This window comes from Pseudomonas sp. AGC41, assembly GCF_057334555.1.
This window is the reverse complement of the sequence record NZ_JBHFJB010000029.1, coordinates 1-14260: the sequence shown is the minus strand read 5'-3', so window position 1 is coordinate 14260 and position 14260 is coordinate 1. Positions and strand designations below refer to the sequence as shown.

Sequence of the window (14260 nt, the reverse complement as noted above, 5' to 3'; positions counted from 1 at the left end):
CGCTCCCACAGGAGGGCGGCGTTTGAGCTTTAGTAGGCATACCGCAACATCGCATGCGGCAGGTGCCGCAGGGCGAAGAAGCTGAACGCCGCCGCCAGCGCCGGCAGGACCAGCCACCAGACTTTCGGCGACATCGCACGCAGCGGTTCCTGGCGCTGGCTCAGCCACAGGACAGCGGCGCAGACGGTGGCGGCGAGCATGGCCCCGGCGACAATGTCGCTCGGCCAGTGGGCGCCGAGGTACACCCGCGACAAGGCAATCGCCAGCGCCGGTAACGAGCCGAGCAGCAACCAGGTCAGGCGCAGGCGCGGTGGTTGGCCGCGACCGGCCAGTATCGCCAGGCTCAGGAACAGGGCGAAAGCGCCGGAAGCGTGGCCGCTGGGCATGCTGTAGCTGGTCAAGGGTTCGCTGAGGATCTCAGGGCGCACGCGGGCGAAAAACAGTTTCAAGCCAGTGTTGGCCAGGGCCGTAAGCAGCATCGTGCCGCCGGCAAAGATTGCCTGCCGCCACTGTCGTGCCAACAGCAGCAACACGGTTACCAGGCTGCAGACGATCAACATGTAGCGGAATTCACCGATCAGCGTGAATGTCACGGCAATCTCGTCCAGCGTCGCGCTGCGATGCTCCTGCACCAGGGCCATCAGGCCCTGGTCGAAGGCCGTCAGGTAACGGAAGCCGACAAACAGGCCGATCAGGATTGCCAGACCGACAGTTGCTATGATCGCTGAGGCATGGCGATGACGACGCAGGCTGCTGTTGACACTCAGCCCGAGCATCACGGCGATGCTGCCGATGACGACGCCGGCCTGCGGCCAGAAACCTTCGGGCAACGGCAGGCGGAACGCCGCGCCGGTGGCCCAGCCCGGCAGCAGGTAGGCTACGGTCCAGCCTGCCGCGGCCAGCACGCTGACGGCGGCGAAGCGCGGGAACGGCATGTCACACATTCCGGCTACCATTGGCAGCATCGGCCTCAACGGCCCGATAAACCGACCCACCAGCAGGCTGGCGATGCCGTAGCGCTGGAAGTAGCTCTCGGCCGCGCTCATCCATTCCGGATGTTGCCGCAACCCCGGCAGTTGCCGGATGTTCTGGTGGAAATGCCGGCCAAGGAAATAGGACACCAGGTCCCCCAGCAGCCCCCCCAAAAGGCCCAGCAGCAACGTCTCGCCCAGGGACAAGGCGCCGCTGCCGGCCAGTACCGCGATCGCAAATAGCAAAACAGTGCCCGGCACGATCAACCCGGCGATGGCCAGGCATTCAATACAAGCAACGACAAACACCGCCGCCGCCAGCCATTGCGGATTGACGGTCAGCCAGCCGGTAATGCTATCGAGCCAAGGGCCCATAAGGACAACTCCATTTATTGTTCAAACCGCATGTTTTTACTGTGGGAGCGAGCCAGCTCGCTTCCACAAGGTAATTCCGGGTGTAGCCAAAATCCGCGCCCAGTGAAAATCTAATGTGGGAGCGAGCCTGCTCGCGAAAGCGGCGTATCAGTCAACATCAATGGCGCAGGACTGTCCTCTTCGCGAGCAGGCCCGCTCCCACAGGGAAATTGTCGTTTCAAGTAAGTAAAAAATAATCCCGCCCCTCGACCTGCCCCCGTCGCAGCGGGTTGCGGGTGCACCATGGCGCGTAGGCGGCGTCGACGAAGCGGTAAAGCAGGTGTTCATCTCGTCCCAGCGGGATGCCCAGGCGAGTGGTCTGGATCACATTGACCGTTGGCACCTCTACATCCTCTACCAGCAACCGCTCAGGGTCGAAGCGTCTGGCGTCCCAGTCCGGCACTTTCAGCCCCAGCGCCTTGCACAGCAAGGTCTGTCCGGCACAAAGTTTCTGCGGCGTGCGTGGTCGGCCTTGGGCATCTGGGTTGTTCAGCAGCATCTGCGCCAGGCTTGCCGGGCCGCTGATGGAATCCACCCAGGGGTACGCCGACTTGATCAACACGGCGTTACCCGGGCCTTGGGCGCTGAAATTCAGCGAATCGCCGCCCCGCGCGTAGTACATATAGATGTGGCCGCCATCCAGAAACAATGCCTTACGTTTTTCCGTGTAGCCCAACGAGGAGTGGCTGCCCTTTTCGGCGAAGTAATACGCTTCGGTCTCGATGATCCTCGCGCTCAGCCACAGGTCGCCAACCTTGTGGCGAATCACCTTGCCCAGCAGATCCTTGGCAAGTTCCTGGGCGTCGCGGTCAAAAAAAGCGTGTGGCAAAGCAGTGGGCATTGAAGGCGAATCGGTCATGGTCATGGACGGAGCAGGGCCAAAAGTAGCGCGATGATAACAATGGAAAGCTTAATTACCGCTGAACATTCACGGAAACACTAGCGATTCATGCCAGTTTTGCTTCTCCGCCGGTCACCGCTGTCAGTCCATGCTGTTAGTCGCGGGTTACGACAGCTATAATCTGCCGCTTTCCTCTTTGCCAAGACCACACAGACCATGACTGAGTCCGTTCTTGACTACATGACCCGCCTGGGTCGCGCCGCCCGCGAAGCGTCGCGCATCATCGGTCGTGCCAGCACCGCGCAGAAAAACCGCGCCCTGCAGGCCGCCGCCAATGCGCTGGACGCTGCGCGCGCCGAGCTGTCCGCCGCCAACGAGCTGGACCTGGCCGCCGGCCGGGCCAATGGGCTTGAGCCGGCCATGCTCGAGCGCCTGGCGCTGACCCCGGCACGCATCGACGGCATGATCGTCGGTCTGCGTCAGGTGGCGGCTCTGCCGGACCCGGTCGGGGCGATCCGCGACATGAGCTATCGGCCATCGGGTATCCAGGTCGGCAAGATGCGCGTGCCCCTGGGTGTGGTCGGGATCATCTACGAGTCGCGGCCGAACGTGACCATCGACGCCGCGAGCCTGTGCCTGAAGTCGGGTAACGCGACCATCCTGCGCGGCGGTTCCGAGGCGATCCATTCGAACCGTGCGATTGCCGCCTGCATCCAGCGCGGGCTGGCCGAAGCCAACCTGCCAGCGGCGGTCGTGCAAGTGGTGGAAACCACCGATCGCGCCGCGGTCGGCGCGTTGATCACCATGCCCGAGTTCGTCGACGTCATCGTCCCGCGTGGCGGCAAGGGCCTGATCGAACGGGTCAGCCGCGACGCCCGCGTACCGGTGATCAAGCACCTGGACGGCATCTGCCATGTCTACGTCAGCGCCCACGCCGAATTGCCCAAGGCCCAGCGCATCGCCTTCAATGCCAAGACCTACCGTTATGGCATCTGCGGCGCAATGGAGACCCTGCTGGTGGACCAGGCCGTTGCCGGGGATTTCCTGCCATCGATGGCGGCCCAGTTCCGCGAAAAAGGCGTCGAGCTGCGTGGTTGCGAACGCACCCGGGCGATCATCGAGGCCGCCGTCGCTACCGAGGAAGACTGGGACACCGAATACCTCGCGCCGATCCTGTCGATCCGCGTGGTGGACGGGCTGGACCAGGCCATCGAGCACATCAATCGCCACGGCTCCCACCACACCGATTCCATCGTCAGCGAGCACCAGGGCGAAACCCGGCGCTTCGTGGCTGAAGTGGATTCGGCGTCGGTGATGATCAACACCCCGACCTGTTTTGCCGACGGCTTCGAATACGGATTGGGTGCCGAGATCGGCATTTCTACTGATAAGCTGCACGCCCGTGGCCCGGTGGGCCTGGAAGGCCTGACCTGCGAGAAGTACATCGTGGTCGGCGACGGCCAGTTGCGCGGACAGGAGCCAGCCTGACTTGGGCGACCTCGACCCACTGGCCTCCATGACTACGCCCGCTGTGACGGCGACCGCGCCAAAGCGCATCGGTATCCTGGGCGGTACATTCGACCCGGTGCACATCGGCCATTTGCGCGGTGCGCTGGAAGTCGCCGACGCCCTGGCCCTTGATGAATTGCGCCTGACGCCCAGCGCCCGGCCACCTCATCGGGATACGCCGCAGGTGTCGGCGCAGGATCGCCTGGCGATGGTCGAGTGCGCGGTGGCCGGTGTGGCGCCGTTGGTGGTGGACGCCCGCGAACTGCAGCGGGACAAACCGTCCTACACCATTGATACCCTGGAGCTGATGCGCGCCGAGCTGGCCGCTGATGCCCAGGTTTTCCTGCTTCTGGGCTGGGACGCATTTTGCGGCCTGCCCACTTGGCACCGCTGGGAAGAGTTGCTCCAGCATTGCCACATCCTGGTGCTGCAACGCCCGGATGCCGACAGCGAACCGCCGGATGCCTTGCGCAACCTGCTGGCGGCGCGCTCGGTGAGCGACCCGCTGGCCCTCAAGGGGCCGAGCGGACAGATTGCATTCGTCTGGCAGACGCCGCTCGCGGTATCCGCCACCCAGATCCGTCAACTGCTGGCCAGCGGTAAGTCGGTACGTTTCCTGGTGCCCGACGCGGTCCTGGCCTACATCGATGCGCACGGTCTGTACCGTGCGTCGAACTGAACAAGGCGTGCTCCGCCGACACGAATCAACGTGTACCGAAGCGCCCGAACATACGAGCAAAACGAGTTTTATATGACTGACAAAGACCTGAACAAAGTAAAGCGCAAGGGCACTTTCAAGAGCGCCCCGCTGCCGGTAGAAGCGCCAACCGGCGTGGCGCTGGTCGGCGAAGAACTGGTCAAGGTGGCCGTGGCGGCCCTGGAAGACGTCAAGGCCCAGGACATCCAGGTGATCGACGTTCGCGAAAAGCAGAGCATCACCGACTACATGATCATCGCCACCGGTACTTCGAACCGCCAGATCGGCGCAATGCTCGACAAGGTCCGCGAAGCGGTGAAGGCCCAGGGCGTCAAGCCGTTGGGCGAAGAAGGCAAGGGCGACAGCGACTGGGTCCTGCTGGACATGGACGACGTCATCGTGCACATGATGACCGCCTCGGCGCGCCAGTTCTATGACCTGGAGCGCCTGTGGGCCGGTGCCGAGCAGAGCCGTTCGGCCAGCGCCGCGCACCACAGCCCGGAAAACACCCATGAGCACTTCACCAAGCTCAACAAAGACCAGCAATAAGGGATCGCTGTGCGACTGCGCCTGATCGCCGTCGGTTCTCGCATGCCCAAGTGGGTGGAAGAAGGCTGGCATGAATATGCCAAGCGTCTTCCGTCCGAGCTGGCCCTGGAACTGGTGGAAATTCCGCTCAATACCCGCGGCAAGAACGCCGACGTGGCGCGCTTTATCCGCCAGGAAGGTGAAGCCATGCTGGCCAAGGTCGGGCCGAACGAGCGCATCGTCACACTCGAAGTTCATGGCAAGCCCTGGAGTACCGAGCAACTGGCGGTGGAGCTCGATCGCTGGCGGCTGGATTCGCGCCCGGTCAATTTCATGGTCGGCGGTCCGGAAGGGCTGGCGCCGGAAGTCTGCGCCCGGGCCGATCAACGCTGGTCGTTGTCGCCCCTGACGTTGCCGCACCCGCTGGTGCGGATCCTGATCGGTGAACAGTTGTATCGTGCCTGGACAGTCCTGTCCGGGCACCCTTATCACAAGTAATCCTGCCCCCATGCCTCAGCCGATCCGCATCAAGGACCACGAAAAAGACGCCCGCCTGGTGCGGGGCCGCGTCGTGTTCGGCGCCATTACGGTGGTCGCGCTGATCGGCGTGCTGATTGCGCGGCTGTATTTCCTCCAGGTGATCCAGTACGAGTACCACTCGACCCTGTCGGAAAGTAACCGCGTGCATGTGCAGCCGATTCCGCCGACCCGCGGGCTGATTTTCGACCGCAATGGCGTGGTGGTGGCCGATAACCGGCCGAGCTTTAGCCTGAGCATGACCCGCGAACGGTCCGGTGACTGGCAGAAAGTCCTCGACGTGATCGTCGAAGTGCTGCAATTGACCCCCGAGGACCGGGCGATCTTCGAGAAGCGCATGCGCCAGGGCCGGCGCCCCTTCGAGCCGGTGCCGATCATGTTCGAGCTGACCGAAGAACAGATCGCCCTGATCGCGGTTAACCAGTTCCGCCTGCCGGGCGTCGAGGTGGTGGCGCAGCTGGTGCGGCATTATCCCCAAGGGCCGCACTTCGCCCACTCGGTCGGCTACATGGGGCGGATCAACGAAAAAGAGCTCAAGACTCTCGATCCGGTCAACTACAGCGGCACTCACCATATCGGCAAGACCGGCATTGAGCGCTTCTACGAGGCCGAGCTGCACGGTCAGGTCGGCTACGAGGAGGTCGAGACCAACGCTCGCGGCCGCGTACTGCGGGTGCTCAAGCGTACCGACCCGATTCCTGGCAAAGACATCGTCCTGAGCCTCGACATCAAGTTGCAGGAAGCCGCCGAAGCGGCGCTGGGTGGGCGACGCGGCGCGGTGGTTGCGCTGGATCCGAACACCGGCGAAGTCCTGGCGATGGTCAGCCAGCCGAGTTTCGACCCGAACCTGTTCGTCACCGGCATCAGCTTCAAAGCCTACGCCGAGCTGCGCGATTCCATCGACCGGCCGTTGTTCAACCGCGTGCTGCGCGGCCTGTATCCGCCGGGTTCGACCATCAAGCCGGCCGTGGCGATTGCCGGGCTGGATGCCGGCGTGGTGACCGCGTCGAGCCGGGTCTATGACCCGGGTTATTACCAATTGCCCAACTACGACCACAAGTACCGTAACTGGAACCGCACCGGTGACGGCTACGTGGACCTGGAAGCGGCGATCATGCGGTCCAACGACACCTACTTCTATGACTTGGCCCACAAGCTGGGGATCGATCGGTTGTCGTCCTACATGAACAAGTTCGGCCTCGGCCAGAAAGTCTCCCTGGACATGTTCGAAGAGTCCCCGGGCCTGATGCCGTCCCGGGAATGGAAGCGGGCGACCCGCCGCCAGGCCTGGTTCCCCGGCGAAACGCTGATCCTGGGGATCGGCCAGGGCTACATGCAGGCCACGCCGCTGCAACTGGCCCAGGCCACGGCGCTGGTGGCGAGCAAGGGCAAGTGGTACCGCCCGCACCTGGCGAAGACCATCGAAGGCCAGAAACCGGTGGACCCGGACCCGATGCCGGACATCATCCTGCGCAACCCGTCGGACTGGCAGAAGGTCAACGTCGGCATGCAACAGGTCATGCACGGCGCCCGGGGCACAGCGCGCAAGGCGGCCATCGGCGCGCAATATCGCATTGCCGGCAAGAGCGGTACCGCCCAGGTGGTAGCGATCAAGCAGGGCGAGAAGTACGACCGCTCCAAGGTCCAGGAACGCCACCGCGACCACGCCTTGTTCGTCGGTTTCGCGCCGGCCGAGAGCCCGAAGATCGTCGTGTCGGTGATGGTCGAGAACGGTGAGTCCGGTTCCGGCGTCGCCGCGCCGGTGGTGCGCCAGATCATGGACGCCTGGCTGCTGGATGAGCACGGCCAGCTCAAGCCCGAATTCGCAAGCCCCATCAGCGCGGAGGCTACGGCCCGTGAAGAATAATTTCGACCGCATCCTCTCCAGCGAAGATGTGATGCGCCGTCGCGCCACCTTGCTGCAGCGCATGCACATCGACGGTCCGTTGCTGATCCTTTTGCTGACGCTGGCCGCCGGCAGCCTGTTCGTGCTGTATTCGGCCAGTGGCAAGAGCTGGGACCTGCTGGCCAAGCAGGCCACCTCGTTCGGCATCGGCCTGGTGTCGATGATCGTCATCGCCCAGCTCGAACCGCGGTTCATGGCGCGCTGGGTACCGCTGGCCTACGTGGTCGGCGTGGGTTTGCTGGTGGTGGTCGACATCATGGGCCACAACGCCATGGGCGCCACCCGCTGGATCAACATTCCCGGGGTGATCCGCTTCCAGCCTTCGGAGTTTCTCAAGATCATCATGCCGGCGACCATTGCCTGGTACCTGTCCAAGCGGTCCTTGCCGCCGCAGCTCAAGCATGTGTGTATCAGTCTGTTGCTGATCGGTATTCCATTCATCCTCATCGTCCGCCAGCCGGATCTTGGCACCTCGCTGCTGATCCTCGCCGGCGGTGCGTTCGTGCTGTTCATGGGCGGGTTGCGCTGGCGCTGGATCCTCAGCGTGATCGCCGCCGCCGTGCCGGTGTCGGTGGCCATGTGGTATTTCGTGATGCACGACTACCAGAAGCAGCGAGTACTGACCTTCCTCGACCCGGAAAGCGATCCGCTGGGCACCGGCTGGAACATCATCCAGTCCAAGGCCGCCATCGGTTCCGGCGGCGTATTTGGCAAGGGCTGGCTGATGGGCACACAGTCGCACCTGGACTTTCTGCCGGAAAGCCACACCGACTTCATCATTGCGGTGATGGGCGAGGAGTTCGGCCTGGTGGGCATTTGCGTGCTGTTGCTGATCTATCTGCTGTTGATCGGGCGCGGGCTGGTGATAACCGCCCAGGCCCAGACGCTGTTCGGCAAATTGCTGGCGGGCAGCCTGACCATGACGTTTTTTGTTTATGTTTTCGTCAACATCGGTATGGTCAGTGGCCTGCTGCCGGTGGTGGGGGTGCCGTTGCCATTCATTAGCTACGGAGGAACTTCGCTGGTGACGCTACTGTCAGCGTTTGGGGTTTTGATGTCGATCCATACGCATCGCAAGTGGATCGCGCAGGTTTGAATAAGGTGAAGAGTTCAATGCAAGCAATGCGTGGCTGGTCGACGCGATATGCGCCGTGGGTCGGCCTGGTCGGCTTCCTGGGCTGTGCGCCGCAGGCCCTGGCCGGCGAGTACGAAGGCTCGCCGCAGGTGGCCGAATTCGTCGGCGAGATGACCCGCGACTACGGTTTTGCCGGCGAACAGCTGATGGGGGTGTTCCGCGAGGCCGAGCGCAAGCAGTCGATCCTCGACGCGATCTCCCGGCCCGCCGAGCGGGTCAAGCAGTGGAGCGAGTATCGGCCGATGTTCATCACCGAGGCGCGTATCGCCCGGGGCGTGGACTTCTGGCGCCAGCACGAAGCTGCCTTGACGCGCGCCGAGCAGGAATATGGCGTACCGGCCCAGATCATCGTATCGATCATCGGCGTCGAGACCTTCTTCGGCCGCAACACCGGGAATTTTCGAGTGATCGACGCCTTGTCGACCCTGGGCTTCGATTACCCGCCACGCGCCGAGTTCTTCCGCAAGGAACTACGCGAATTCCTCCTGCTGGCCCGCGAAGAGCAAGTCGATCCACTGACGCTCAAGGGCTCCTACGCCGGGGCCATGGGCTTGCCACAATTTATGCCCAGCAGTTTCCGGGCCTATGCGGTGGACTTCGACGGCGACGGCCACATCAATATCTGGACCAACCCGACCGATGCCATCGGCAGTGTTGCGAGTTATTTCAAGCGGCATGGCTGGGAGGCTGGCGAACCGGTGGTCAGCCTTGCGGACGTGCGTGGCGACCAGGTGGACCAAGGCCTGACCACGGGCATCGAGCCGACAAAAACGGTCGGGGAGTTGCGAGCGCTGGGCTGGTCGAGTCATGATGCGCTGCGTGACGACATGCCGGTCACCGCGATGCGCCTGGAAGGCGAACAAGGCCCCGAATACTGGATGGGCCTGAAGAATTTCTACGCGATTACGCGTTATAACCGCAGCGTGATGTACGCCATGGCCGTATATCAACTGTCTGAAGAGCTGGTCAAAGCACGGGGCGTCAAATAATGCGGGCATTGCCTACCTATCACCCCCTGAAAGCCAGGCCCCTCAAGCTGGTGGCATTGGCGGCGCTGTCTTTGCTGGTCGTGAGCTGTTCGACCAGCCGCGCACCAGCCCAGAAGAGTCCCGCCGTCGTGCGGACTACTCCGGGCCTGGACATCAACCGGGCCCACAAGGATGGCGCGCCGTGGTGGGATGTCGATGTCTCGCGGATTCCCGATGCGACGCCGACCCTGCACACCGGCCCCTACAAGGCCAACCCGTACACGGTGCTGGGCAAGACCTATTTCCCGATAGCCGAATCCAAGCGCTACGTCGCCTCGGGCACGGCGTCCTGGTATGGCACCAAGTTCCACGGCCAGAACACCGCCAATGGCGAGGTCTACGACCTGTATGGCATGAGCGCCGCGCACAAGACCCTGCCGTTGCCCAGTTATGTGCGAGTGACCAACCTGGACAACAACAAGACGGTGATCCTGCGGGTCAACGACCGTGGGCCGTTCTATTCCGACCGCATCATCGACTTGTCGTACGCGGCGGCGAAAAAGCTCGGTTACGCTGAAACCGGCACCGCCCGGGTCAAGGTCGAAGGCATCGATCCGCAGGAATGGTGGGCCCAGCGTGGCCGTCCGGCGCCTTTGATGCTCAACGAACCGAAAGTGGCGCAAAATGCCGCGCCGACCCTGACGGCTTCCACCGGCACGGTCGAGCAATGGACCCCGCCGCCGCAGCAACACGCCGCGGCCGTGGTGCCGGTGCAGATCGACGCAAAAAAAAACGCTTCTGCAACAGCGTCTGGCCAGTATCTGCAAGTGGGCGCGTTCGCCAACCCGGACGCTGCAGAACTGTTGAGGTCGAAGCTGAGCTCGATGGTCAGCGCGCCGGTGTTCATCAGCTCGATCGTGCGCAACCAGCAGACCCTGCATCGGGTGCGCCTGGGGCCGATCGGGTCTCCGGGTGAGGTCCAGCAGGTGCAGAATAGCGTGCGCCTGGCCAATCTCGGTTCGCCGAGCCTGGTCACGTCCGAATGATTGATTGAGGCCCGCTCGTGGTTTGGGCGGGTCAGGTTGTTGGCTCCACCAATAATAAAAGCCCGGCAAGGGTTGTGAGTGAGCAACTTAAATACGCGGCAGCTCCTTGTAGAATTGCCAGTTTAGTTTTTGCCTTCGGGCAGTCCCATTAGCGATTTCGAGAGACGGATGAACATCACCACCTTTGCCAAACGCCTTTGCCTGTTAGTCCCGCTGCTTCTCTCTCCGGCCGCGTTCGCGGTCGAGATGATGCCTTCGCCTCCGCAACTGGCGGCCAAAGCCTACGTTCTTATGGATGCCAGCAGCGGCAATGTGCTGGTAGAGAACAATGGTGACCAGCGCCTGCCTCCGGCCAGCCTGACCAAACTGATGACCGCGTACATCGCCACGCTGGAGATCCGTCGCGGCCAGATCGGTGAGAACGATCCGGTGACCGTCAGCGAAAACGCCTGGCGCACCGGCGGTTCGCGGATGTTCATCAAGGTCGGTTCGCAAGTAACCGTCAGCGACCTGCTGCACGGCATCATCATCCAGTCCGGCAACGACGCCAGTGTCGCCCTGGCCGAGCACATTGCCGGCAGCGAAGACGCGTTCGCCGACATGATGAACAAGACGGTCGCCGACCTGGGCATGACCAACAGCCACTTCATGAACCCGACCGGCCTGCCGAACCCCGAGCATTATTCCTCGGCTCACGACATGGCGATCCTGGCCCGGGCAATCATCCACGAAGACCCGGCGCACTACGCCATCTATTCCCAGAAGGAATTCTTCTGGAACGGCATCAAGCAACCTAACCGCAACCTGCTGCTGTGGCGCGACAAGACGGTCGATGGCCTGAAGACCGGCCACACCGAGGAGGCTGGCTACTGCATGGTGTCTTCGGCGGTTCGTGACGGCATGCGCCTGATCGCCGTGGTGTTCGGCACCAACAGCGAAGTGGCCCGCGCCGCCGAGACCCAGAAGTTGCTGACCTACGGTTTCCGCTTCTTCGAAACCCAGACCTTCTACCAGAAGGGCACCGAACTGGCCCAGGCCCAGGTCTGGAAAGGCTCGACCAACCAGGTCAAGGCCGGCCTGGCCCAAGACCTGACGATGACCTTGCCTAAAGGCCAGCTCAAGAAGCTTGCCGCCAGCATGACCATGAACCCTCAGCTGACCGCGCCTATCGCCAAGGGTGACGTGATCGGCAAGGTCGAAGTCAAACTGGACGACAAGGTGGTGCACAGCGCCGACCTGATCGCGTTGGACGCGGTCGAGGAAGGTGGTATTTTCCGCCGCATGTGGGATAGCATCCGTCTATTCTTCTACGGCTTGTTCAACTGATTTCGAGTGTTGACCTGCATGGCCCCGTTCCTTTCCGGTGCGGGGCCATGTTCGTTATCACGGCTTGCGAGGCCGTTACGCCATGACAGACTCTGAAGTAAAGGCGCCAAAGATCGAATTTCCCTGCGCGGATTATCCGATCAAGGTAATCGGCGACACCGGTGTGGGCTTCAAGGACAAGATCATCGCGATCCTTGAAAAACACGCCACCGTTGACCACAAAACCCTGGCCGAGCGCCAGAGTACCAACGGCAAATACACGACCATCCAGTTGCACATCATTGCCACCGGCCAGGAACAGCTCTACGACATCAACAGCGAGCTGCGAGCGACCGGTTTCGTGCACATGGTGTTGTGATGCCGGGCACGCTGGGCTTTCGCGAGCTGGGCAGCATGGCTTACGAGCCGGTCTGGCATGCCATGCAGCGCTTCACGAACGAACGTGGCAGCAGCGCCGACGACGAAGTCTGGTTGGTGGAACACCCTCCGGTGTTCACCCAGGGCCAGGCGGGCAAGGCCGAGCACTTGCTGCTGCCGGGCGATATCCCGGTGGTGAAGGTCGACCGGGGCGGGCAGGTGACTTACCATGGCCCCGGCCAACTGGTTGCCTACCTGTTGCTGGATGTGCGCAAGCTGGGGTTCGGTGTGCGCGAGCTGGTCACCCGCATGGAGACGTGCCTGATCGAGCTGCTCGCCAGCTACGGCGTGGCCGCGGCGGCCAAGCCGGATGCACCGGGCGTCTACGTCGACGGGGCGAAGATCGCCTCCCTCGGCTTACGCATCCGCCATGGCTGTTCGTTCCATGGCCTGGCGTTGAACGTGGACATGAATCTTGAGCCGTTTCGACGGATTAATCCCTGTGGCTATGCAGGGCTGGCAATGACCCAGCTGCGCGATCACGCAGGATCGATTGAATTTGCCGAGGTAAGTGCCCGGCTGCGCGCGCAGCTCGTCAAACACCTCGACTATGCTGAGCAGACGACCCTCACGGGCGGAATCGACTGATATGACTACTGATGCAGTGCAAACCATGATCCCGACGCTGGACGTCACCGAACGTCCGGCCCCGCGTGCCAAGGTAGAGGCCGGCGTCAAGCTGCGCGGCGCCGAGAAGGTTGCACGCATTCCGGTCAAGATCATCCCGACCACCGAACTGCCGAAGAAACCCGACTGGATCCGCGTGCGCATCCCGGTTTCCCCGGAAGTCGACCGGATCAAGGCCCTGCTGCGCAAGCACAAGCTGCACAGCGTCTGCGAAGAGGCCTCCTGCCCGAACCTGGGCGAGTGCTTCTCCGGCGGCACCGCGACGTTCATGATCATGGGTGACATCTGTACCCGTCGCTGCCCGTTCTGCGACGTCGGCCACGGCCGCCCGAAGCCATTGGACACCAACGAGCCGGAGAGCCTGGCCATCGCCATCGCCGACCTGAAGCTCAAATACGTGGTCATCACCTCGGTGGACCGTGACGACCTGCGTGACGGCGGTGCCCAGCACTTTGCCGACTGCATCCGCGAGATCCGCAAGCTGTCGCCGAACGTGCAGCTGGAAACCCTGGTGCCCGATTACCGTGGGCGCATGGACATCGCCCTGGAAATCACCGCCGCCGAGCCGCCGGATGTGTTCAACCACAACCTGGAAACCGTGCCACGCCTGTACAAGGCTGCGCGTCCTGGTTCGGACTACCAGTGGTCGCTGACCCTGCTGCAGCGTTTCAAACAGATGATGCCGCATATCCCGACCAAGTCTGGCTTGATGCTGGGTCTGGGTGAGACTGATGAAGAAGTCATCGAGGTCATGAAGCGCATGCGTGAGCATGACATCGACATGCTGACCTTGGGCCAATATCTGCAGCCTTCCCGTAGCCATCTGCCGGTGCAGCGTTTTGTGCATCCGGATACCTTTGCCTGGTTTGCTGAGGAAGGGTACAAGATGGGCTTCAAGAACGTGGCTTCGGGGCCGTTGGTGCGGTCTTCGTATCATGCGGATGAGCAGGCTAAATTGGTCAAGGCTGAGCTTTTGGGTTCCTGAGTTTTTTGGTGGTATATCCGTTTTTGCGTAATGGCGACTGACGGTTCCGCTCTTACAGCGGGTCACTTTTATAAAGCGCAAAAGTAACCAAAACGCTTTTGCCCCACCACTCGGTGCCTCGCTAGGGCTCGGCATGCCTGAACGAAGGCATCGCTCCGTGGGCCGCCGCGAAGGGCCATCCATGGCCCAGCGCGGCTAACCCGGCATCCATGCCGGGTTGCCCACTGCGCAATACCTTCGTTCAGCCAGCGTGGTTAACGGGGCGCTCCAGATCAAAAGCAAAAGCCAAGCGAGGCGGCCTTTGGGGTCGACCTGGTTTTTGATGGATCGCGTTTCTCCGGTGGGAGCGAGCC

14 protein-coding genes are annotated in these 14260 nt (G+C 62.5%); 12 read left to right on the top strand and 2 right to left on the bottom strand.

All coding sequences use genetic code 11. The features are described from left to right. Window positions 1–29: 29 nt before the first annotated feature. Together ACE04F_RS05610 and ACE04F_RS05605 are read right to left on the bottom strand one after the other, a co-directional pair. A complete protein-coding gene (locus ACE04F_RS05610; RefSeq protein WP_486105353.1) occupies window positions 30–1346 on the bottom strand; it encodes a bifunctional DedA family/phosphatase PAP2 family protein in 1317 nt (438 codons plus the stop codon). Window positions 1347–1563: 217 nt separating this feature from the next. Then, window positions 1564–2244, bottom strand: a complete 681-nt coding sequence (locus ACE04F_RS05605) for a DNA-3-methyladenine glycosylase (RefSeq protein ID WP_486105368.1) — start codon at window positions 2242–2244, stop codon at window positions 1564–1566. 198 nt (window positions 2245–2442) lie between these two features. On the opposite strand from ACE04F_RS05605, the gene ACE04F_RS05600 reads away from it, so the two are divergent. From ACE04F_RS05600 to lipA, 12 genes are all read left to right on the top strand, one after another. Next, window positions 2443–3714, top strand: a complete 1272-nt coding sequence (locus ACE04F_RS05600; protein WP_486105352.1) for a glutamate-5-semialdehyde dehydrogenase — start codon at window positions 2443–2445, stop codon at window positions 3712–3714. A 28-nt stretch (window positions 3715–3742) separates the two neighbouring features. Beyond that, complete coding sequence (gene nadD / locus ACE04F_RS05595; RefSeq protein ID WP_434574088.1) at window positions 3743–4414, top strand: nicotinate-nucleotide adenylyltransferase; 672 nt, start codon at window positions 3743–3745, stop codon at window positions 4412–4414. Between the two features lie 72 nt (window positions 4415–4486). Further along, window positions 4487–4981, top strand: coding sequence for a ribosome silencing factor (rsfS, locus tag ACE04F_RS05590; RefSeq protein ID WP_434571605.1), 495 nt, complete (start codon window positions 4487–4489; stop codon window positions 4979–4981). Between the two features lie 9 nt (window positions 4982–4990). After that, window positions 4991–5458: a 23S rRNA (pseudouridine(1915)-N(3))-methyltransferase RlmH gene (gene rlmH, locus ACE04F_RS05585; RefSeq protein WP_486105351.1), complete on the top strand. Its 468-nt coding sequence runs from the start codon at window positions 4991–4993 to the stop codon at window positions 5456–5458. A 10-nt stretch (window positions 5459–5468) separates the two neighbouring features. Further along, complete coding sequence (mrdA, locus tag ACE04F_RS05580) at window positions 5469–7364, top strand: penicillin-binding protein 2 (RefSeq protein WP_486105350.1); 1896 nt, start codon at window positions 5469–5471, stop codon at window positions 7362–7364. 31 nt (window positions 7365–7395) lie between these two features. Next, window positions 7396–8499, top strand: a complete 1104-nt coding sequence (gene rodA / locus ACE04F_RS05575; protein ID WP_305501174.1) for a rod shape-determining protein RodA — start codon at window positions 7396–7398, stop codon at window positions 8497–8499. Window positions 8500–8516: 17 nt separating this feature from the next. Then, on the top strand, window positions 8517–9527 hold the full coding sequence (gene mltB / locus ACE04F_RS05570) for a lytic murein transglycosylase B (RefSeq protein WP_486105349.1): 1011 nt from the start codon (window positions 8517–8519) through the stop codon (window positions 9525–9527). Beyond that, entirely contained in the window at window positions 9527–10552 is a 1026-nt protein-coding gene (locus tag ACE04F_RS05565; RefSeq protein ID WP_486105348.1) for a septal ring lytic transglycosylase RlpA family protein, read from the top strand. The genes mltB and ACE04F_RS05565 overlap by 1 nt, the downstream gene beginning before the upstream one ends. A 168-nt stretch (window positions 10553–10720) precedes the next feature. Continuing rightward, window positions 10721–11878 carry a D-alanyl-D-alanine carboxypeptidase family protein gene (locus ACE04F_RS05560; RefSeq protein ID WP_486105347.1) on the top strand — a complete coding sequence of 386 codons (1158 nt, stop codon included), beginning with the start codon at window positions 10721–10723 and terminating at the stop codon, window positions 11876–11878. An 82-nt stretch (window positions 11879–11960) separates the two neighbouring features. Next, window positions 11961–12236 carry a DUF493 domain-containing protein gene (locus tag ACE04F_RS05555; RefSeq protein WP_053125656.1) on the top strand — a complete coding sequence of 92 codons (276 nt, stop codon included), beginning with the start codon at window positions 11961–11963 and terminating at the stop codon, window positions 12234–12236. Continuing rightward, entirely contained in the window at window positions 12236–12883 is a 648-nt protein-coding gene (gene lipB, locus ACE04F_RS05550) for a lipoyl(octanoyl) transferase LipB (protein ID WP_486105346.1), read from the top strand. Before ACE04F_RS05555 ends, lipB begins: the two co-directional genes overlap by 1 nt. A 1-nt stretch (window position 12884) precedes the next feature. After that, entirely contained in the window at window positions 12885–13907 is a 1023-nt protein-coding gene (gene lipA, locus ACE04F_RS05545) for a lipoyl synthase (RefSeq protein WP_014340371.1), read from the top strand. Window positions 13908–14260: the final 353 nt, after the last annotated feature.